Annotated in this window: 16 protein-coding genes and 1 riboswitch; of the genes, 14 read left to right on the top strand and 2 right to left on the bottom strand. The window is 68.8% G+C overall.

Annotated features, from left to right (window positions below; translation table 11 throughout):
- The first annotated feature begins 93 nt into the window (after positions 1 to 93).
- From QJ043_RS08705 to QJ043_RS08690, 4 genes are all read left to right on the top strand, one after another.
- The gene (locus tag QJ043_RS08705; RefSeq protein WP_283713315.1) at positions 94 to 579 is read left to right on the top strand and encodes a CarD family transcriptional regulator; all 486 of its coding nucleotides are present in this window, start codon (positions 94 to 96) and stop codon (positions 577 to 579) included.
- Positions 580 to 689: 110 nt separating this feature from the next.
- Positions 690 to 1,031 (top strand): ACT domain-containing protein, encoded by a 342-nt coding sequence (locus QJ043_RS08700; protein WP_283713314.1) that lies wholly within the window; start codon positions 690 to 692, stop codon positions 1,029 to 1,031.
- A gap of 77 nt (positions 1,032 to 1,108) precedes the next feature.
- The gene (locus QJ043_RS08695) at positions 1,109 to 2,587 is read left to right on the top strand and encodes a citrate synthase (RefSeq protein WP_283713313.1); all 1,479 of its coding nucleotides are present in this window, start codon (positions 1,109 to 1,111) and stop codon (positions 2,585 to 2,587) included.
- Between the two features lie 175 nt (positions 2,588 to 2,762).
- On the top strand, positions 2,763 to 5,006 hold the full coding sequence (locus QJ043_RS08690) for a KUP/HAK/KT family potassium transporter (RefSeq protein WP_283713312.1): 2,244 nt from the start codon (positions 2,763 to 2,765) through the stop codon (positions 5,004 to 5,006).
- Between the two features lie 350 nt (positions 5,007 to 5,356).
- On the opposite strand, the gene rlmKL is transcribed toward QJ043_RS08690, so the two are convergent.
- Complete coding sequence (gene rlmKL, locus QJ043_RS08685) at positions 5,357 to 8,059, bottom strand: bifunctional 23S rRNA (guanine(2069)-N(7))-methyltransferase RlmK/23S rRNA (guanine(2445)-N(2))-methyltransferase RlmL (protein WP_283713311.1); 2,703 nt, start codon at positions 8,057 to 8,059, stop codon at positions 5,357 to 5,359.
- Positions 8,060 to 8,518: 459 nt separating this feature from the next.
- On the opposite strand from rlmKL, the gene dcd reads away from it, so the two are divergent.
- The 5 genes from dcd (at position 8,519) to QJ043_RS08660 (ending at position 13,234) form a co-directional block, all read left to right on the top strand.
- Positions 8,519 to 9,076, top strand: a complete 558-nt coding sequence (gene dcd, locus QJ043_RS08680; protein WP_283713310.1) for a dCTP deaminase — start codon at positions 8,519 to 8,521, stop codon at positions 9,074 to 9,076.
- A 55-nt stretch (positions 9,077 to 9,131) separates the two neighbouring features.
- Positions 9,132 to 10,064, top strand: coding sequence for a prolipoprotein diacylglyceryl transferase (gene lgt / locus QJ043_RS08675; protein WP_283713309.1), 933 nt, complete (start codon positions 9,132 to 9,134; stop codon positions 10,062 to 10,064).
- A gap of 216 nt (positions 10,065 to 10,280) precedes the next feature.
- Positions 10,281 to 10,503, top strand: a riboswitch (cobalamin riboswitch).
- A gap of 16 nt (positions 10,504 to 10,519) precedes the next feature.
- Entirely contained in the window at positions 10,520 to 10,987 is a 468-nt protein-coding gene (locus tag QJ043_RS08670; protein WP_283713308.1) for a DUF4430 domain-containing protein, read from the top strand.
- Positions 10,988 to 11,045: 58 nt separating this feature from the next.
- Entirely contained in the window at positions 11,046 to 11,849 is an 804-nt protein-coding gene (locus tag QJ043_RS08665; protein WP_283713307.1) for an energy-coupling factor transporter transmembrane component T family protein, read from the top strand.
- Positions 11,837 to 13,234, top strand: coding sequence for an ABC transporter ATP-binding protein (locus QJ043_RS08660; protein WP_283713306.1), 1,398 nt, complete (start codon positions 11,837 to 11,839; stop codon positions 13,232 to 13,234). The genes QJ043_RS08665 and QJ043_RS08660 overlap by 13 nt, the downstream gene beginning before the upstream one ends.
- 42 nt (positions 13,235 to 13,276) lie before the next feature.
- Here QJ043_RS08660 and QJ043_RS08655 read toward each other — a convergent pair whose 3' ends face one another.
- Positions 13,277 to 14,473: a cation:proton antiporter gene (locus tag QJ043_RS08655; RefSeq protein WP_283713305.1), complete on the bottom strand. Its 1,197-nt coding sequence runs from the start codon at positions 14,471 to 14,473 to the stop codon at positions 13,277 to 13,279.
- Between the two features lie 74 nt (positions 14,474 to 14,547).
- On the opposite strand from QJ043_RS08655, the gene QJ043_RS08650 reads away from it, so the two are divergent.
- The 5 genes from QJ043_RS08650 to QJ043_RS08630 all read left to right on the top strand — a co-directional run bounded on the left by QJ043_RS08650 (position 14,548) and on the right by QJ043_RS08630 (position 20,199).
- Positions 14,548 to 15,270: an ECF transporter S component gene (locus tag QJ043_RS08650; protein WP_283713304.1), complete on the top strand. Its 723-nt coding sequence runs from the start codon at positions 14,548 to 14,550 to the stop codon at positions 15,268 to 15,270.
- A gap of 151 nt (positions 15,271 to 15,421) precedes the next feature.
- A complete protein-coding gene (locus QJ043_RS08645; RefSeq protein ID WP_283713303.1) occupies positions 15,422 to 16,219 on the top strand; it encodes a YebC/PmpR family DNA-binding transcriptional regulator in 798 nt (265 codons plus the stop codon).
- 195 nt (positions 16,220 to 16,414) lie between these two features.
- Positions 16,415 to 16,930: a hypothetical protein gene (locus QJ043_RS08640; protein ID WP_283713302.1), complete on the top strand. Its 516-nt coding sequence runs from the start codon at positions 16,415 to 16,417 to the stop codon at positions 16,928 to 16,930.
- A gap of 112 nt (positions 16,931 to 17,042) precedes the next feature.
- The gene (locus QJ043_RS08635) at positions 17,043 to 18,431 is read left to right on the top strand and encodes an aldehyde dehydrogenase family protein (protein WP_283713301.1); all 1,389 of its coding nucleotides are present in this window, start codon (positions 17,043 to 17,045) and stop codon (positions 18,429 to 18,431) included.
- 82 nt (positions 18,432 to 18,513) lie between these two features.
- Positions 18,514 to 20,199 (top strand): OPT/YSL family transporter, encoded by a 1,686-nt coding sequence (locus QJ043_RS08630; RefSeq protein ID WP_283713300.1) that lies wholly within the window; start codon positions 18,514 to 18,516, stop codon positions 20,197 to 20,199.
- The last annotated feature ends 119 nt before the right edge of the window (positions 20,200 to 20,318 follow it).

Raw genomic sequence — 20,318 nt, 5'->3', positions numbered from 1 at the left:
CTTTGGCGCACCTGAAGAGATTCTGTGCATCATAGAAAAACCCATCAGTATACCCATGTGCTATACTCCGTACAAGGGAAACGGAGGAATTGCATGTACGAGATTGGTGATTTCATCGTCCACCCGGGTCAGGGCGTCTGTCAGGTCGAGGGGATGGAAGAGGGCCCGACCCCCGTCTACCACTTGATGCCTGTCCACGGCCGCAACCCCATGCTCATCAAGTATCCCGTCGCGAGCGAGGCCAACCTGCGTCCCGTGATCTCCGCCGAGGAGGCCCAGTCCCTCATCGAGGGCTTCTCGACGATGGAGCCGGACTCCTTCACGGACCGTTCGGCGGTCCTCGAGGAGAAGCACTTCAAGAGCGTGATCCGGCACGGCTCCTGCGTGGACGTGATGCGCATCGCGAAGACCTTCACCCAGCGCATCGCCAAGGTGGAGGCCGCCCACAAGAAGGCGCCGGTGATCTACGAGCGCATCCTCAAGGAGGCCAAGGAGCGTTCCATGGAGGAGCTCACCTGCGCCCTCGACGAGGACGCGGACCAGGTTACCGCGCGCTTTCAAGCGGCGCTCTCCCACTAGCCAAACAGGGGAGTGCCCCTATACTGCCTAACAGCCTTAGACAGCCCCGGCACCGTCGGGGCTCTTTGGTTTACGTCCCGGCGCACTGACATCCAATCCCAGGAGGACCTGTGGAAGACATCCAGGCCGAGCTCACCAACGCACCCTCCGGTCGGGCCGTCATCACGGTGCTCGGCTCGGACCGGGCCGGCATCGTGGCCGCAGTGGCCGGCGCCCTGGCCACGCACGAGGCCAACATCCTGGACATCAGCCAGACCATCCTCAAGGGCAACGAGCCGGACAACGTGGCCGGCGGCACCGGCATCTTCACGATGACGATGCTCGTGGACCTGAGCCCCATGGACGTCGACTTCCAGGAGCTCGACGCCGAGCTGGCCGGCCTGGCCGACGGCCTTGGCGTTCGCATCACCCTGGTGCGCGAGGACGTGTTCCGGTTCATGTACCGGCTGTAGCCCCATCGCGACTCGAACACCCGAGCCCGTTCGACTCGCAGGCCCAGCCCTTCTCGGAAGAGTTGAGAGGACCCGCCATGGAGAACGAACCGCACCACAAGGCCCCGCGCCCGGGGCTTGTTCCGCCGTACTTCCGCCCGGTGATCCCCGCGGCCGCCACGAGCGCGCTTTTGCACGTCATGGACGTGAGCCCGATGCCCTCCGTCTCGGTGGGGCGCCCTCCTGTCTCCGACCTGCTCTACAAGGGCGGCAGCGACCTCGCGATGCAGGACCAGGCCCTCTACGAGCAGCACGGCGTCAAGCGCGGCCTGCGCAACGCCGACGGCTCGGGCGTGGTCGCCGGCCTGACGGCCATCTGCGACGTGCACGGCTACCACAGGACCGAGAACGGCGTTGAGCCGGATGAGGGCGACCTCATCCTCCGCGGCTACCATATCGGCGACCTCGTGGCTGGTGCGCGCTCCGAGCGGCGCTTCGGCTACGAGGAGGTCAGCTACCTGCTGTTGGCCGGCGAGCTGCCCGACCAGGCCGAGCTGGACGACTTCAACGAGCGCATCGACGTGCGGCGCTCGCTGCCCCGTGGGTACCTGAGCCTGTTCCCGCGCACAACGGCGTCCTCCTCGATCATGAACGTGCTGCAGCGCGCGACGCTGCTGCTCTACGCCTTTGACGAGGCCCCCGACGACACGAGCCCCGAGCACGAGGTGGACGTGGCGCTGTCGCTGCTCGCCCGACTGCCCCGTATCGCTGCGGTGGCGAGCACCGCGTACTCCGCCGAGGCGGCCCAAGAGCAGCTGCGCATCCCGCCCATCACCGGCGGCCTCTCCATGGCCGAGACGATCCTCGACGTGCTGCGCGGCGACGCCGGCTACACGCCGGAGGAGGCGCAGGTGCTCGACACGATGCTGATGCTCCATGCGGAGCACGGCGGCGGCAACAACTCAACCTTCTCCACACGCGTGCTGTCCAGCTCGGGCACCGACGCGTACAGCGCCTATGCGGCCGCGATGGGGTCGCTCAAGGGCCCAAAGCACGGCGGCGCCAACTACAAGGTGGGCCAGATGATCGACGACGTCGCGGAGCATGTGCGCAGCGCGGGCGACGACGACGAGGTGCGCGCGTACTTGCGGCGCATCGCGGCCAAGGACGCCTTCGACGGCACGGGGCTGCTCTACGGCATCGGACACGCGGTCTACACCAAGAGCGACCCGCGCGCCGTGCTCATCCGTCGCTATGCCGCCAAGCTGGCGGGCCAGAAGGGCATGGAGGAGCGGTTCCGGCTCATCAACGCCATCGAGCGCCTCGCGCCGGGCGTGGTGCAGGAGGCGCGGGGCACGAGCAAGCCGCTGTGCGCGAACGTGGACCTCTACGCGGGCTTCGTGTACGACATGCTCGACATCCCGGCCGAGATGCACACGCCGATCTTCGCGATCGCGCGCTTGAGCGGCTGGGCGGCCCATCGCATGGAGGAGCTGTACGGGGCGAGCCGCATCATTCGCCCGGCGTACGTGTCGGTGGCCGAGGCCCGCGACTACGCGCCGATGGCCGAGCGATAGGGCGAGCGGGGCGCCCCGGCTCCTGTGTCTCTTACCTTCTTCGGGGGCGGCGCGACAAATGTCCGCCTGGTGCCACAAACGCACGAGGGTACGAGTATCATTCGGTATCCGAAAAGAGCGGGAGCCCCCGGGCCGGCCCTGGGCGGCTCCCGCACCTGCGTAGCGAGGAGGAGCTGTGGCATCCACCGTTCCCGCTGTGGCCGCGAAGGCAGGCCACGGGGCGATCCCGTTCTCTCTGGGCATGTCGCTGGTGACGCTCGGCGTGGTCTATGGCGACATCGGCACGAGCCCGCTCTACGTGATGAAGGCCATCGTCGCCGGCAACGGCGGCATCGCGAGCCTCACCAAGGACACCATCATCGGCGCCGTGTCGCTCATCATCTGGACGCTGATGCTCATCACCACCGTGAAGTACGTGCTCATCGCCATGCGCGCGGACAACCACAACGAGGGCGGCATCTTCGCGCTGTTCTCGCTCGTCAAGCGGTGCAGCCGCTACCTGATCGTCCCGGCCATGATCGGCGGCGCCGCCCTCTTGGCCGACGGCATCCTCACTCCGGCGGTCACCGTCACGACGGCCATCGAGGGCCTTCGCACCATCGAGGTGGGCCATGCCTTCCTGGGAGACAAGCCCACGGTCGTCGTGATCATCACGATCGTCATCCTGTGCGGGCTCTTTTTGCTGCAGCGCGCCGGCACGAGCAACATCGGCAAGCTCTTCGGCCCCGTGATGTGCGCCTGGTTCCTGTTCCTTGGCATCTCGGGGCTCTGCAACCTCACGTTGGACTGGGACATGCTGCGCGCCCTCAACCCGCTCCGCGGCATCCTGTTCCTCTTCGGCCCCCTCAACAAGGCCGGCTTCGCGGTGCTCGGCTTCGTGTTCCTCGCCACCACCGGCGCGGAGGCGCTCTACTCGGACATGGGCCATGTGGGCCGCGCCAACGTGTACGCCACCTGGCCGTTCGTGTGCGCGTGCCTCTTCCTCAACTACTTGGGGCAGGGCGCGTGGATCGTCCAGAACATCGGCAACACCGCGCTCGTCGCGGCCGAGGGCTTCAACCCGTTCTTCGAGTGCCTGCCACAGGAGCTCCGCGCGTTCGCGGTGGTCTTCTCGGCCGTGGCCGGCCTCATCGCGAGCCAAGCGCTCATCACGGGCTCCTACACGCTCGTCTCGGAGGCCACGCGCCTCAACCTGATGCCGCACCTGCGCGTCACGTACCCGGCGGAGACCAAGGGCCAGCTCTACATCCCGATGGTCAACACCATCATGTGGGTCGGGTGCATCGGTGTCGTGCTCATGTTCCAGACCTCGGAGAACCTCGAGGCGGCCTACGGCCTCGCCATCACCCTCACGATGCTCATGACCACGCTGCTTCTGCACGTGTACCTGAGCAAGCTGGAGCACCAGCCGTTCTGGAGCTGGGTGTTCCTTTTGTTCTTCGGCGCCCTCGAGGGCTGCTTCTTCATCTCGTCGCTCGCGAAGTTCGTGCACGGCGGCTACGTGACGCTCATCATGGCGGCGCTCATCTTCTGCGTCATGTTCATTTGGCGGCGTGGCAGCGCCATCGAGCGGGCGCAGTCGGTCTATCTGCCCGTCAAGCTGTACCTGGGGCAGCTCTCCGAGCTGAGCCGCGACGAGACGGTGCCCATCCTGGCCGACAACCTCGTGTTTCTCACCAACGACCCGTCCCAGGACAAGCTGGACCGCGACATCCTCTACTCGATCCTCGACAAGCGGCCCAAGCGCGCCCGTTGCTACTTCTTCGTGACGGTGAAGGTGACCGACGAGCCGTTCACCCACGAGTACACCTGCAACAGTTTTGGCACGGACTTCGTGTTCCGGGTGACGCTGCACCTGGGCTTCAAGGTGAACCAGCGGGTCAACACGTACATCCGCCAGGTGATCGGCGACCTGATCGAGTCCAACGAGATGGATCCGCAGCCGCTGCGCTACTCGATCTACCGTGACCCGGGCAACGTGGGCGACTTCAAGTTCGTCATGCTCCGCAAGCTCCTGACGCCGGAGTCCGACATCTCCAACCGTGACCGCTCGATCATGGCGCTCAAGTACGCGATCCGCCGGGTGTGCGGCTCGCCTGCCCAGTGGTACGGGCTCGCCACCTCGAGCGTGATCTTCGAGTACGTGCCGCTCTTCTCCAAGATGCGTCCGGCGACGGTGCTCGAGCGCCGGCCGGTGGAGCTGGAGGAGGAGGAGTTCGAGGAAGAGGACGTCGACGTGCTCTCGCAGGACCTCGTGGGGGAGATGGCGGACGTGATGGCCGCCGTCGAGAAGGGTGTGATCGGCGGGGAGGCCTCGGCCGACCGTACCGGCACGCATCCGAGGATCCTCTTTGACGAGAACGGCAACCCGGTGGGGATCGGGTGGCCGGGACCGTTCGGTGACGATTCGGGGCAGTAGCCGCTGCCGCACCATCGCGTGCACCGCCAGGGGCCCTGGCACTAACTTATGAGTCAGCACCCGTCGGGTTGTGCCACATTGAGAAGTTGATCCCGAGAAGAGCTGGCCGCGCGAATGGCCTTTCTTGGGATCAACTCAGAAATCAACGGGCCTGTTTTCGGGCGCCCGGGACACTTTCCCGCCGCGAGCAGCCTCGGTGACCCCCGGAATCGCTCGTTCCCGTGGCCGAGAAGCGCGCCTGGAGGCTGGTTCGTTAAAAAAGAGATTCCCAGGTGGCCCTCTCGCGCGAGAAGGCCACCTGGGGATCAAGTCCTCAACGAGGTGCGCTCGGAAGGAGCCAGGCCCGCTGCCTATCGCTTCCCGTCGCCCTTTGTGCCGCCGCTGCGGTAACCCTGGCCTTTGCGGTTCTGGCCGGCCGGGCCTTTGCGCCCGGTGGCGCCGTGGCCGCGGTCGTCCCGCTTGAAGCCGCCGCCGCGTCCGTCCCGCTTGAAGCCGCCCTTGCGGTCGTCGCGCTTGAACCCGCCGCTGCGGCTTCCTCGGCTGTCGTCGCGGCCACGTCCGCCGTCACGACGTGGGCCACCGTTGCCGCGTGGCCGGCCACCCCGCTCTTGGGCGCGGCGCACCGAGTCCGGCGCCATCGTCCGGTCGCTGTACCGTCCGTGGTCGCCGCGCCGCTTGCGCTCCTCGATCTCCCGGCGCTTCTCCTCCGTCATCGGCGTGCGCTTCACCAGGTACACGTGGTGCACCTTGGCGTTGCGCTCGAAGTCGTGGGGGATGGTGCCCTCGGTGACGTCCTCGATCTCCACGCCGGCTCGGGCGAGCTTCTCGACGTCGGGCGCGAAGTTCCGCAGGTTGCAGCTGAACAGGCACACGCCGTCACGGGTGAGTAGGCGCGAGATGCCGATGAGAAGCTCCGCGTGGTCGCGCTGCACGTCGAAGCTCTCGGCCTTCATGTCGGAGGAGTTCGAGAACGTCGGGGGGTCGCAGTAGATGAGGTCCCAGCGGTTGCGCGTCTTGCGCTGCTCGTCCACCCACTGCAGCACGTCGGCCTTCACGTACTCGTGGCGGTAGTCGTCCGGCCGCGGCTCGCCCTTGGGGACCCGCGGGTTGCGGTAGCCGTTGCGCTCCATGTTGCGGCGCGCCCAGTCCAGGTAGTTCCAGGAGAGGTCGACGCTCGTGGTGTACTCGGCGCCGCCGTCGGCCGCGTAGACCGTGCCGGTGCCCGTGTAGCAAAAGAGGTTAAGGAAGCGCTTGGCCCCGGTCATTCTCTTGGCCATCTCGCGGATCTCCGTGCGCACCTCGCGGTGGTCGAGGAAGAGCCCCGTGTCCAGCCGGTCCTGGAGGTTGACCTCGAAGGTGAGGCCGCCCTCCTCGACGAGCACCGCGCCGAGCGGCAGCTCCACGCCGTCGATGCGCCGGGTGCGCGGGCGGCCGTCGCCCTTGCCCTTGCGCTTGCGGTCCAGCGCGGCGTCGATGCGCCGGTTCACGGTGCGCGTGATGTCGGCGGGCGCGGCGTACTGCGAGCCGCCCTTGGAGTGGCTGCGCACGCGGAGCGCGACGTCGCTCGCGCGCACGCCGAGCACGCGCGGGGCGACGGTCAGCACGTCGATCAGGCGGCGCCGGGTCTTCTCGGGGTCGATCTCCTTGGGGGCGGCGTACTCCGCGCACACGAGCCAGGTGCCCGGCGTCTCCTCCGTGCCCTTGTACAGGTCGAGGGCCACGTTGTAATCGGGCAGGTCCTGGTCGTAGACGCGGTAGCAGGTGACGTCCTCGGACTCCGCCCAGCCGGCCCTCTCCTTGGCGTCCTTCTCGAGACGGGCGGCGAACTGGTCGGTGGTGGACACGAGCACGGGGACCTCGGCGCCGCTCTTGAGCGTCACGGTGGCCGCCGGTTGCACGGCGGCGTTGCGGTACGTGACGATGCGCGCCTCGTCCTTGCCGGTCTGCACCGGGTCCTCGGTGAGGGGCTCCTCGTCGAAGAGGGCGTCGAGCGCGCCGTCGCGTGCGATGGCCGCGGCCGGGGTGTTCTCGGGGAGGGTCGCGGCGATGGTGGCCGTGAGCGAGAGGGCCTCGGCCTCGCGGGGCCCCTCGTCCGCGTGGGGCCAGGACAGGTCGAGCACGAGCAGCGACGAGCTGGTGAGCTTCCCTCCGAAGTCGGTGGCCTCGCGCACCGGCACGAAGACGGGCTCGATGGCCAGGCCGGCGCTGCGCATGGTCGCGCGAGTGTCCGTCGCGAAGCCGAGGCGCGTGTCGGTGCACACGATGGTCACGGGGCGGTCGGCGCCGGCGGCGCGCCGGCGCTCGGCCTCGTTGCGCACGAGCGACCAGGAGCGCTCCGAGTGCCCGAGCCAGTGCGTGAAGCCCCAGCGCGCGCGAGTGAGGCCCGGCGCGGTGTCCATCGCGATGGCGGCGCCCTCCACGGCCAGCGTGCCCGCTCCCGAGAAGGCCACGCCGAGCGACGGGAAGGACTCCTGCGAGAGGGTCTGCCAGTCGGCCGCCCAGAGCACGGCCGCCGCGTAATCGGGGCGGAGGGCCGGGATGCGGGCCTTCTGCTGCGCGCGCTCATAGCCGCGACGGAACAGCGGCTCGCCCGTGAGGTCGATGCCGAGCGTCGCGTGGTCGCGGTGCATGGTCAGACGGATGCGAAGGTCGGGGTGCTTGGGGTCCACGTTGGGCCGCGTTCCCACTTTGGCCACGAACTGGTCGACGACGGCGTCCTTGATCCGCTGGGCCGCGAACATCGAGTTGTCGATGCCGTCCATCTCGCCGCGCGCGAAGACCGCGAACGTGGAGGTGGGGGAGAGCTGTTCGGTCCAGTCCACGCCGGCCGCGCCGCGATAGAGGTCGCCGGCGCCATGGCACTCGAAGCTCGCGATGACGGCCACGATGGAGCTCGCGAGGCGGCTCCACATGCAGGCCGTGTAGGCGTCGCGCAGGGGGCCCTCGAACGAGACCTGGCCGGTCAGCGGGCGCACCCGACCGATACCGAGAGAGTCCAGCTCTTGGCCGAGCATCTGCTCGAGTCCGGCGGGACAGGTGGCATAAAAGCGCATGGTGCCTCCATGGGGTGTGGCCGCTCGCGGCGGCGCTAGGGCTGGGCTTCTCGGGTTGTCAAGGGGCGTGGGCACAAGGCGGACACCGGGGCTTATGGTACCCGCGCTCTGCCGGTCGGGTGTCCCTCTGTTGCCAAAACCTCCGAGAAGCCCGACAGACTGAACCGTCCCTGACGCCCGGACGCTTCGGAGAGAGCCCTTTGTCCACGGTTGGACGCTTGGGAGAGAGCCGTTTGTCCACGGTTGGACGCTTCGGAGAGAGCCGTTTGTCCACGCTGTCGCGGGATGGAGCGTGGACATTTGGCTTTGACCGAAGCGTCCAGGTCCGGACAAATGGCTTTGACCGAAGCGTCCACAGGCGCGGGGCTGCTATCGCGCTCTCCCGTGAGGGTTCTCTGACCGTGCGTTCCTGCGGCTATCATGGGCTGCGGACACACCCGCCCAGACCTCGGAGGAGCCATGGTCCTCTCAGACCGAGACATCAAGCGCGAGCTGGAGGCCGGCCGCATCGTCATCGAGCCGCTCAAGCCCCAGGACGTCCAGCCGGCCTCGGTGGACGTGCGGCTCGGTGCGAACTTCCGCGTGTTCCGGAACTCGGAGCACACCTTCATCGACCCCTCCATCGACCAGCCCAACCTCACCGAGGAGATCGAGGTCCCCGAAGGGGGCGCGTTCATCCTGCATCCTGGCCAGTTCGCGCTCGGGACCACGGTGGAGCGCATCGGGCTGCCGGACGATGTCCTCGGCAAGCTCGAGGGCAAGTCCACGCTCGGGCGCCTCGGCCTGATGATTCACTCCACCGCCGGTTACGTGGATCCCGGCTGGGACGGCGAGCTCACGCTCGAGCTGTCCAACGTCGCGACGCTGCCGATCATGTTGCGCCCGGGCATGCGCATTGGCCAGCTGTCCTTCGAGCGCATGAGCAGCCCAGTGGAGCGCCCGTACGGGTCCGCAGGGCTCGGCAGCCACTACCAGGGGCAGCGGGGCGCCACGGCGAGCCACGTGCTCACCGATTAGTCCCGGCGGCCTCTGCTACCGTTAGGTGACCTTCGGCCGACCCAAAGGACTTCCCTTGCTCAACGACCTCTACCATTCGCTCGATCCCGTCGCCTTCTCCGTGGGGCCGCTCTCCGTGCGCTGGTACGGCCTCGCGTACCTCGCCGCGTTCGTCATCGGCGGCATCCTGGTCTGGCGCCTTGTGAAGCGCTGGAAGCTCGACATGACCCCCGACGACATCATGTCCGTGGTCATCGGCATCGCCTTCGGCGCCATCTTTGGCGGGCGACTCGGCTACGTACTCTTCTACGGCACCGGCTACTACTGGAGCCATCCGCTCGAGATCCTCGCCTTCAGCGAGGGCGGCATGAGCTTCCACGGCGGCCTTATCGGCGCCATCGTGGGCGGCTCCATCGCCTGCAAGATGCTCAGGCTCTCGATCCTGACGTTCCTCGACATGGGGTGCATCGTGACGCCGGTCGGCCTCGGCCTGGGGCGTCTCGCGAACTTCGTCAACGGCGAGCTGTGGGGCAAGCCCACCGACCTGCCGTGGGGCGTGGTCTTCGAGAGCGGGGGCCCCGTGGCGCGCCATCCCTCCCAGCTCTACGAGGCGCTCCTCGAGGGTCTCGTGATGTTCGTCGTGCTGTGGCTGCTGTCGCGCAAGCGCCCGCCGCGCCCGCAGGGAACCTTCACGGGGTGGTTCCTCATCATGTACGGCTGCTTCCGCATCCTCATCGAGTTCGTGCGCGTGCCCGACGTCCAGCTCGGCTACCTCATCGACGGGTTCATCACGATGGGGCAGATCCTCTCGGTGCCGCTCGTGTTCGTGGGTATCGGTTTCCTGGTCTGGGCGCACAAGACGCAACGTCCGCAGGTGGGCCGGCTCTATGTGACGGCGACGGGCTCGGACGTGCCCGTGGACACCGACGACCTGGTGGAGAAGGGCGCGGTGCCGCGCGATGAGCGGCTGGAGGACTCCGAAAAGGACGACGCCGACAGGCGCAGCTAGCCCCGGATCGCCCCCTTCGCGCCGGGTCGCTGATTCGGGGCAAAAGGCCGAACGGTTTGCCCTCTATCGCTCCGGATCCGGCAACGGATCTCCAAAAGGCCCGCTTGAGACCCTATCCGGGGCAAACGAGGCAACGGTTTACCCCTTATCGCCCGACCCGCGCGCCCCTGCCGATCCGGGGCAGCTCCAGGGCTTGGCCCTATACTCATGCGTGCATCTAGTGAGGCGAGAGAGGGTCCGCCGGCCGCGCGCCGGTGGTCAAAACGGAACCCGGTGCGAATCCGGGACAGCCGCCACTACTGTGTGCGGGTCAAGGACGGGGTGCGTTCCCATTGGGTCGGCGGCCGAGGGGTCGACGGTCTGAGAAGGGTCCCCGTCCGGCAGGGTCTTTGCCCCGCCGCCCGCGAGCCAGGAGACGTGCCCTCTCTCGCGAGTTCCTACAGAAAGGGGAACCCATGAACGAGCGCAAGGACGCGTGGACGGCGCGTTGCTCTCAGGCCCTCGCCGCGCTTTTGGTCGCGGTGCTCTGCATCGCGACACCGGTGGCTCTCACCGGCTGCGGTGCCAACGGCAGTGCGGACAAGGCCGCGACCACGGAGACAACGGGCGCCGCGACGAGCGACTCGCCCACGGCCGACCAGGTCACCGTGACGCAGCAGATTGGCGCTGACGAGGCTCCCGAGCAGGTCACCGTTGCCAAGGACGGCACCGTGCTCGACGTCCTCAAGGCCAGCAACATCGCGTACAAGACCGAGGACAGCTCCTACGGCGAGTACGTGACCTCGATCGACGGCACGGCGGCTGACTCCGGGCACGGCTGGACCTACACGGTCAACGGCAAGCAGCCCGACGTGGGCTCCGGCGACTACAAGGTGGCCGACGGCGATGCGGTCGTGTGGACGTACGTCGAGTACACCAGCTAAGGTGTCGCGCCCCTTCGAGACAAGCAAGCCGGCGGTGTCGGCAGTGTGGTGCGGGCTGATGGCCGTGATCGTGGCGGGGTGCAACCAGCCGGCGGTCGTGGCCATCGGCCTTATGGGGTGCGGCGCGTTCGCGGTGGGCGAGTGCGGTTGGACATCGGTGGGGAAGACCGTGCGGTGGCTGGCCCCGCTGGCGGTGCTGGTCGCGGTTCTGAACCCGTTGTTGCAGTCGAGCGGTTCCACCGAGCTGTTCCGGATCGGTCATCAGGGCGTGTACCTGGAGGCGGCCGTGTATGGGCTGGTCATGGCCGGGATGCTCGCGGCGATGGTGCTCCTGTCTCTCGGCTTCTCGGCGGCAGTGGGGGCGTCCGAGCTCCGCGACCTGCTGGGGCGCCGGATGCCCGTGTGCGCTCTGATCCTTTCGCTGGGGCTGCGTTTGGTGCCGCAGATGTCATCGCGCCTGCAGTCGATGAGCGCGACCGACAAGGCCAACACCGCGTTCGGCAACGCGAGCGCACCCTCGGTGGGCGCACTGTCCACGCGCCTCATGGCGTGGTCGCTCGACGACTCCCTGGTGCAGGCGGACTCGATGAGGGCGCGCGGATGGGGCGCCGGGCGCCGGGTGACCGCTGCGCCGAGGGCGGCGTCGGGAGAGGACCGCGCCGAGCTGGGGCTCGTGCTGGCGCTCGGTATCGCGGCCACGGTCGCGGCGCTGACGATGAGCGCGGGCTGGACGTTCTATCCCGCGATGCCACCGCTGACATGGAGCTGGGGCTACGCCCTTGTCGGAGCGTTCTGTCTTGTGCCGGTTCTCGACGGCCTGTGGGGCGCGGTGCGCGAGAGGAGGGCCCTGTGGCGGCGCTGACGTTCCGGGACGTGTCGTTCACCTACGCGGGCTCGACGCGCCCGGTGGTTCGCCATGCTTCCTTCGCCGTTGGGCAGGGCGCGTTCGCGCTGCTCTGTGGGCCGACGGGCTCGGGCAAGTCCACGCTGTTGCGGCTGGCGAAGCCCGAGGTGTCGCCGGCAGGCGAGCGGGACGGCTCCGTGCTTCTCGGCGGCCGTGACGTGCACGAGCTGGGCGTCGCCGAGTCCGCACGGGCTGCAGGGCTCGTGCTCCAGGACCCGGACGCCTCGCTGGTCTCGAGCGACGTGTACCACGAGCTGGCTTTCTGCTTGGAGAACCTGGGCGTGGAGCCGGAGGAGACGCGCCGGCGCGTGGCCGAGTGCGCGTACTTCTTTGGTATCGACGGATGGATGGGGCGCGACACCGCGACCCTGTCGGGCGGCCAGGCGCAGCTGGTGGCGCTGGCGGCAGCGATGGTGGCGGCCCCTGGGCTGCTGTTGCTGGACGAGCCCACGGCGCTGCTGGACCCCGTCGCGGAGCAGCGCTTTCTGCATGGGCTCTTCCGGCTCAATCGCGAGCTGGGCGTCACGGTGGTCATGGCGACACATCGGCCGGGGCCCGCTGTGGACTACGCGACCGAGGCGCTCGTCGTCGAGGAGGGACAGGTGCGGCAGGTCGCTCTCGGCGAGCTGCCGCGCGAGCAGGGGGCCGTGCCCCGGCCGTTGCGCGCTCCCCGAGACGGGCTCGCGCTGGGCTTCTCGGGTGCGTGGGTGCGCTATCCCGCGCAAGGCATCGCCGGCGGCTGGCGCGGACGCTCGCCGGAGCGCCCGTGGGTGCTCCGGGGTCTGTCGCTTGCGCTGTCCCAAGGAGAGGTCCGAGCCGTTGTGGGCGGCAACGGGGCAGGGAAGTCCACGCTGCTCAAGGCTGCTGCCGGGATTCTCAGACCCGAGCGCGGGCGCGTGACGAGACCGCTCGGGGACCGTCAGTGCTACATGCCACAAGACCCGCGCGAGCTGCTCCGCGAGGAGACGGTGCGCGCCGAGCTGGGACCCGACGCCGAGGCCTTGGCGGCTGAGGCCGGTCTCTCGGGCACGCTCGACCAGAACCCGCTCGACCTGTCGGGCGGCCAGCGACAGCTGCTGGCACTGGCAAAGGTGGCGGGGGCGCGCCCGCGCGTGCTGTTCTGTGACGAGCCCACCCGCTCGTTGGACCAGCCGGGCCGCGAGGTGGCGGCGCGGCTCGTGCAGGGGCTGGCCGAGCAGGGCACGGCGGTGCTCCTCGCCACCCACGACCTCGGGTTCGCGCGCGACGCCTGCCACACCGTGTCGATGGTGTTCGACGGTTCGGTCGCGGCCACACAGCCGGCCGAGGGGTTCTTCTCGGACGCGTTCTTCTACCGTCCGTGATGTGCAGTTAAGGACAGTCCCTTTTTGCACACTTTTGCAGGTTTATCGGTCGGTCCTGGCGCCCGTCCGCGCCTCCCGGCGCTCCAGCCCGTAGGTCACGGCCGGCACGATCAGCGTGGTCAGCGCGGCCGCGAACACGAGCGCGCCCGCGATGGCCGGCGTCATGTCGCCGGCCTCCACGGCCACGTTCGTCATCGCCACGACCGTCGCCATCGCCATGCAGCTGTAGGCGCACACGTCCCACTTCTGCAGGCGGTCGAGCCCGCGCGTCTCGGGGAACGCCCGCAGGGCCAGCAGCACCGGCACGCCGCGCACCACCAGCAGCAGGCCGATGAACGCCGCGACCACCCAGAGGTAGCTGGCCGCGCTCTCGATGTCGATGCGCGTGCCGGAGAGCACGAAGGTCACCGGGATGAAGAACCCGTAGGCCAGCCCGCGGAGCTTCCCCATGGTGCGGGTGTCTTCCTCGGGCACGAGGCGCCGCAGCACCCAGCCGGCCGCGAAACCCGCGACCAGCATGTCCGCCCCAAGGATCGCGCCGAGGGCCGTGAAGCCCACGAGCACGGCCACCACCAGCTGCGTCATCAGCTGCGACGGGTCGTCGCCGCTCCGTACGTAGCGCGAGAGGCGCGTGCGCCGGCCGTCCTCGTGGCGCACGAGCCAGGACGCGGCCACCGCGATGGCCACGAAGGCGAGGATCACGAGCACCTCCTCAAGGGCGGAGTGTTCGCCGATCAGCAACGCGACCGCGGCCACCGGGAGCAGCTCACCGGCCGCCCCATAGCTGGTCACGACCGACCCGAGCGGCGTCGCTAGCTCGTGGCGGCTGCGCAGCAGGGACTCCACCTTGTTGAGCGACGTGCTCGTGAGGGCTATCGCGCACGCGACGGAGGCCGTCCACGAGAAGCCCAGCGGCAGCAGCCGCACCACTGCGAGGCCGAGGCCAAAGGAGACGAGCCAGCTCAGCATCGCGTGCCGCCCGCAGGGGCCGAGCACCTTGTCGGGCGTCAGCTCGTAGCCGCCCATGAGGAAGAGGAACGCGAGCCCCAGCTGCTTCAACAGGCCGAGCCCTTCGGCCGACGGGTCGATGAGCCCGAGCATGTGCGGCCCGCACAGCCAACCGAGGAGCAACACGACCGCGCTCGATTGCACCCACTTGCCGGGCAGAAGCGACGTCAGGAACGGGCCTAGGAAGCCGATCGCGGTGATAATGGCGAGCGAGAAGAGCGTGGAAGCCATGGGACCTTCTTGGTTGCGGGGTTTTCGCTCATGTACCCGTCCGGGCGGGTGCCGGGACCGTCGAGGGGAGCGCCGTGGGGGATGGGGGCGGCCAGAGGGGCGCGTGGCGCTGGGTCGAGGCCGGTGCGCTTGTCGCGGTGCCGGCCGTGCTTGTGGTCGCAATGCTCGTGCAGGGCTCTTGGGCGCTCGGCACGCTGGCCGTCGTGCTCGCGGCGGTGCTCGTGATGGCATTGGGGTGGGAGCGGCGCACGCCCTCGCTGCGACAGCTGCTGCCGACGGTGGCCCTCGGCTCCGCGGCTGCTGCGGGGCGCGTCGCGTTCGCCGCCGTTCCCGACGTCAAGCCGGTGAGCGCCATCGTCATCCTCTGTGGGTCGCTGCTCGGCCCGCAGTCGGGGTTTCTGTGCGGCGCCCTGGCGGCGCTCCTGTCCAACCTGTTCTTCGGTCAGGGCCCCTGGACGCCGTGGCAGATGTACGCCTGGGGGCTCATGGGCTACGGGGCGGGGCTGCTTGGCCGGTGCCTGGAGGGCCGCGCGGCCGCGGGCTTGTACGGCTTCTGTGCCTGTTGGCTGTACGGCTGGTTGCTCGACGCCTACACGCTCGTGGGCTACGTGCGGCCGATCACGCTGGTCACTGGGCTCACGACGTTTGCCGCTTCAGCGCCGATGGACCTGACGCACGCCGTCGCGACCGTGGCGTTCATCCAGCTCTTTTGGGGCCGGTGGCGCCGCGCCCTCGAGCGCGTCCTCGTGCAGCACGGCCTGCGCGAGCCCAGACCTCCCGAGGTGCCACGCACCTGAGGAGGAAACCTCCCAGGATGCGTGGCACCTCGGGAGGTTTGCGAGGACAGGCGGTTGGGCCTCGCGCGCCTCTCGGCCGTGGTGCTATCCTGTCGAGGTTCATGATGCGTCGCGTTGTGCCGAAGCGGCGCCGCACAAAAAGGAGCTCTGAATGTCCGGACACTCTAAGTGGGCAACCACCAAGCACAAGAAGGCCGCCATCGACGCCAAGCGCTCGGCCCTCTTCTCCAAGCTCTCGCGCAACATCACCGTTGCCGCCAAGCTCGGTGGCGACCCGAACCCGGACAACAACGCGACCCTCGCGGCCGCCGTCCAGCGCGCCCGCATGGTCTCGATGCCCAACGCGAAGATCAAGGCCGCCATCGACAAGGCCTTCGGCGCCGGCGCCGACGCCGCCGTCTACTCCGAGGTGACCTACGAGGGCTACGGCCCGGCTGGTGTCGCGGTGTACGTCGACTGCCTGACCGACAACAAGAACCGCACCGCCGCTGACGTCCGCTCCGCCTTCTCGCACTCCGGCGGCTCGCTCGGCACTTCTGGCTCGGTGGCCTTCCAGTTCGAGCGCAAGGGCTCCGTGGCCGTGGACAAGGTCATCAAGTCCGACGAGAAGAAGGTTCCCGACAAGGAGAACGCCGTCGACGAGGACGAGTTCATGATGGCCGTGGCCGAGGCCGGCGGCGAGGACTACGAGGACGGCGGCGACCAGTGGATCGTCTGGACCGCCTACGACGCCATGCAGGACGTGGTGAAGGGCCTCGAGGCCCAGGGCATCGAGGTCAAGGGCTCCGAGCTCACGATGGTGCCGACCACCCCGACGGAGGTGTCGCCGGCCGACGCCAAGAAGGTCATGCGCCTCGTGGACAAGCTCGACGAGCTCGAGGACGTGCAGAACGTCTACCACACGATGGAGATGACCGACGAGGTGCTCGCGGCCCTCGACGAGGAGTAGCCTCCCGCGCCATCGCCGTGCGCACACGCGCACAGAACAGTGCCGGCCGGTGCCTCGGCGCCGACCGGCTTTTTGTGCAACTGGTGCCCCTTCTTTCATGGACCGTTGAGACGCGTGCTCATTGTGTCTGTCCCTTCGTGAGGCCCCTCGTGCGGGTACGTCAACGTCAAAGGACGTGGTGAGCAAGGGGGCGGCATGAGGGCGCAGACGATACGGACGGCGGGGCTCTGCGTCGTGCTGGCGCTGGCGCTTGCGGGCTGCGCAGGAGAGGACACATCCGCCTCGGCGTCCGCCTCCAATTTGAGCGCCGGCTACCAGACCGCAAGCGACGCCGCAGGTGCGGGCGGGGACATCGACGGGTCGGGCCGCGTGCACTACGGCTACATGCCGGACGACGACGAGCTCCTCACGATCCGCACCGAGGACGACCAGACCACCGGCCTCGGCAAGGTTCCGGTGATCGAGCCCACCGACCCGCAGCTGCTCACCGTGTACCTCTCCGGGTTCGCGACGTCGCGCGAGGTGTTCGTGTCCATCGACGGGAGCCTGATAGGCGCGTTCCCCGTGGAGGACGTGCGGGCGGAGCTACAGGTCACCGGCAGTCAGCTGGAGAGCGGCACGCACTCGGTGGAGGCCTGCCAGTACGCGGGCAACGACCCCACCGCCACGTGCACGCAGTACAAGTGCTGCCAATACGCCGTCGACGGCTGAGCGCAGAGCCCCCTGCCCTGTCCGTTCTCGGGAGCCGGGTCGTCACGCTGCTCCTTCTCGTGCCAACGGGGAACGAAGACCTCCAAGTGACCCAACGCAAGGGAGCGAACCCATGGCCGAGACTTTCGACGCCGCCGCACTGGTGGCCAAGCAGACCGCCTACTTCAACAGCGGTGCGACCCAGGACGTCAACGGCCGCATCATCGCGCTCCGGCGCCTCTATGACGCCATCAAGTCCCACGAGAGCGAGATCGCTGACGCCCTCCACGAGGACCTCGGCAAGTGCGCCGACGAGTCCTACCTCACCGAGGTGGGCCTCGTCCTCTCGGAGATCTCCTTCCAGATCGCCCATGTGCGCAAATGGGCGCGCCCCACGCCCGTCTACCCGGGACTTCTCGACTTCCCGTCCACTGCCGTGACCTACCACTGCCCCAAGGGCGTGGTCTTGGTCCTGAGCCCGTGGAACTACCCGTTCCAGCTCACGATGGACCCACTCGTGGGCGCCGTTGCCGCTGGCGACACCGTGATCTGTCGCCCGAGCGACCACAGCCCCGCGACGAGCGCCGTGATGGCCAAGCTGATCGCCGAGGTCTTCGACGAGCAGCACGTGGCCTGCGTCATCGGTGACCACACGGTCGCGGACGCCCTCCTCGCCCAGCCGGTCAACCATGTCTTCTTCACCGGCTCCAAGCGGGTGGGTTCCATGGTCATGGCGGCCGCGGCCAAGATCCCGGCACCCGTCACGCTGGAGCTCGGCGGCCAGAGCCCGGCCATCGTGTGCGCGGACGCGAACCTCGAGCTGGCCGCCCGCCGCATCGTCTTCGGCAAGGGCCTCAACTCCGGCCAGACCTGCGTGTGCCCCGACTACGTGCTTGTGGACGAGAAGGTCCACGACCGTTTTGTCACGCTGCTCAAGGCCGAGTGGCGGCGCCAATACGGCACGGAGCCGCTCAAGAACCCCGACTGGCCGCACATGGTGGACAAGAAGGCCTACGAGCGCGTGCTCGCCCTCATCCAGGCCAACCCGGAAAAGGTGGTGCTCGGCGGCCAGTCCAACCCCGACACGCTGCAGATCGCCCCGACCGTCATGGACAACGTGGCCGCGACCGACCAGGTCATGTCCGAGGAGATCTTCGGACCCGTGCTGCCGGTCATGACGTTCCAGGACCTCGACGAGGTGTTCTCGTTCGTCCGCTCCAAGGACCGCCCGCTGGCCACGTACCTCTTCACCGAGGACAAGCAGCTGCAACGGCGCGTGTGCGAGACGCTCGCCTTCGGGTCCGGCTGCATCAACGACGCGGTCATGCAGCTCACCAGCTCCACCCTGGGGTTCGGTGGCGTCGGCGGATCCGGTCTCGGGCGCTATCACGGCAAGTACAGCTTCGACACGTTCACCGAGTCCAAGTCCATCATGCGGAGCTCGACGCGGGTCGACCTGCCGCTTCGCTATCAGCCCTACAGACCGGCCCTGATGAAACTGGTTCGTTTCCTGGAGCGGTGATGCGGCCTCGCGTAACCGTGCGTCCCTTCAGTTGTCTGGTACCTTCTTGACTCCCTGACGTGTGGTCTTAAGGAGGCATCGCATGGCCGAGTTCGTGATGGGGGAGGCCGAGGCCAAGCGCGGCCTCACGCTGCGCGCGCTGATCATCGGCGCGGTGGGCAGCGCCGTGCTCACCGCCAGCTCCCTCTATATTGCCCTCAAGATGGGCGCGCTGCCGTGGCCCATCGTGTTCGCGGCGCTGGCGTCGGTGGTGGCGCTCCGCGCCCTCGGCTCCCGTGACCTGCACGAGGCCAACGTGTGCCATGCGGCCATGAGCGCCGGGGCGATGGTCGCCGGCGGCCTCGCGTTCACGGTGCCCGCGCTGTGGATGGTGGAGGACGGCTCGGTTCCGGCGCTGCCGGAGGTGCTCCTGGCATCGCTCGCCGGCACGTGCCTCGGCCTCGTGGCCAGCGCCGTGCTGCAGCCGTACTTCATCCGACAGAAGAGGCTCGCGTACCCCATCGGCCTTTCGGCGGCCGACACGCTCAAGGCCACCGGCGAGTCCGGCGGCCGCGACGCGAAGGCGCTCTTCGGTGCCATGGGTGCGAGCGGCGTCTTCGCCCTGCTCCGCGACAACTTCGGCCTCATGCCCTCCGTCGTGGGGACCGGCGCCGTGGTCCCTGGCGCCACGCTCGGCTTCTACAACTCGCCGATGCTGGCGGCCATGGGCTTCACGGTGGGCCCCGTGCCGGCGTTCATGTGGCTGGCCGGCGGCGTGGTCGGAACGCTGCTGATCGCGGGCGCGCTCCCTGCGCTCGGGGTGCTCGACGCCGCCGACGCCGCCTCGGTCCAGTCCAGCCTGGGCCTCGGCCTGATGCTGGGTGTGGGCGCCGGCGTGGTAGTGCAAGGCCTCGTGCCGGTTGTTCGCAGGCGCCTTGCGGACCGCTCGGACCAGCCGGTCGAGAAGCCGGCGGCCCGTGACGCCCGCAGCCTCCATCCCTCGCGCGGCGTCGTCGCCGCAGTGGTCGTGCTCGTGGCGGCCGTCGCGTCCTGGGCGCTCGGCCTCGGTCCCGTGGCCAGCGTCGTCGTGATCCTCGGCGCGTGGTTCTCGGTCTACCTGTCCGCGTGGCTCACCGGCACCACGGGCGTGAACCCGATGGAGATCTTCGGCGTCCTGGTGCTTCTGCTGGTGCGTCTGATCGGCAGCGGCGCGTCGCTCGAGTCCCTGTTCCTCGGCGCCGCCGTGGTGGCCGTGGCCTGCGGCATCGCCGGCGACGTGATGAACGACCTCAAGGCCGGCGACGTGCTCGAGACGGACCCGCGCGACCAGTTCTGCGGCATGGCGGTCGGGGCGCTCGTGGGCGCTGTGATCGCCCCGCTCATGCTCATGGCGCTCGTCTCCGTGTCCGGCGCGTCCGCCTTCGGCGCCGACGGCGAGTTCGTCGCGGCCCAGGCGAGCGTTGTGGCCACGATGGCCGGCGGCATCCCGTTCGCCGGCGTGTTCGCCGCCGGCCTTGTGGCCGGGTTCGTGATGGCGGTGCTGGGGCTCCCGGTGATGACGCTGGGCCTGGGCGTCTACCTGCCGTTCTACATGGGGGCGACGGCGGCGCTCGGCGCGGTCGCGCGCCTGGTGTACGACCGCCGCGTGAAGGCCCGCGGCCTCGACGCCGAGCAGCGCGAGCGGAACGAGGCCACCGCACAGGCCGTCGCGAGCGGCATCCTCGGTGGCGAGTCGCTGGTGGGCGTGCTCACGGCGCTGGTGGCCGTGGCCGGCCTGGTCGCAGCCTGAGGACCGCCGTCTAAGGGGCGGCAGACGCTCGGCTCGCCTTTCCTCGGCTCGGTCTTCGGAGCTGTCACGACCGCGCGGTGTCGCAGGACGCCGCGCGGTCGTTCCGTTTGGTGCCTCGT

The organism is Kribbibacterium absianum, assembly GCF_030067705.1.
Taxonomy (GTDB): domain Bacteria; phylum Actinomycetota; class Coriobacteriia; order Coriobacteriales; family Atopobiaceae; genus Kribbibacterium; species Kribbibacterium absianum.
This window is presented reverse-complemented; position numbering and strand designations above follow the sequence as displayed.

Bases quoted from the DNA above. Each gene is read 5' to 3' on its own strand.
- QJ043_RS08705 (WP_283713315.1), top strand. From the start codon at position 94: ATGTACGAGATTGGTGATTTCATCGTCCACCCGGGTCAGGGCGTCTGT.
- QJ043_RS08695 (WP_283713313.1), top strand. From the start codon at position 1,109: ATGGAGAACGAACCGCACCACAAGGCCCCGCGCCCGGGGCTTGTTCCG.
- rlmKL (WP_283713311.1), bottom strand. From the start codon at position 8,059: ATGCGCTTTTATGCCACCTGTCCCGCCGGACTCGAGCAGATGCTCGGC.
- dcd (WP_283713310.1), top strand. From the start codon at position 8,519: ATGGTCCTCTCAGACCGAGACATCAAGCGCGAGCTGGAGGCCGGCCGC.
- QJ043_RS08670 (WP_283713308.1), top strand. From the start codon at position 10,520: ATGAACGAGCGCAAGGACGCGTGGACGGCGCGTTGCTCTCAGGCCCTC.
- QJ043_RS08665 (WP_283713307.1), top strand. From the start codon at position 11,046: ATGGCCGTGATCGTGGCGGGGTGCAACCAGCCGGCGGTCGTGGCCATC.
- QJ043_RS08655 (WP_283713305.1), bottom strand. From the start codon at position 14,473: ATGGCTTCCACGCTCTTCTCGCTCGCCATTATCACCGCGATCGGCTTC.
- QJ043_RS08645 (WP_283713303.1), top strand. From the start codon at position 15,422: ATGTCCGGACACTCTAAGTGGGCAACCACCAAGCACAAGAAGGCCGCC.
- QJ043_RS08640 (WP_283713302.1), top strand. From the start codon at position 16,415: ATGAGGGCGCAGACGATACGGACGGCGGGGCTCTGCGTCGTGCTGGCG.
- QJ043_RS08635 (WP_283713301.1), top strand. From the start codon at position 17,043: ATGGCCGAGACTTTCGACGCCGCCGCACTGGTGGCCAAGCAGACCGCC.
- QJ043_RS08630 (WP_283713300.1), top strand. From the start codon at position 18,514: ATGGCCGAGTTCGTGATGGGGGAGGCCGAGGCCAAGCGCGGCCTCACG.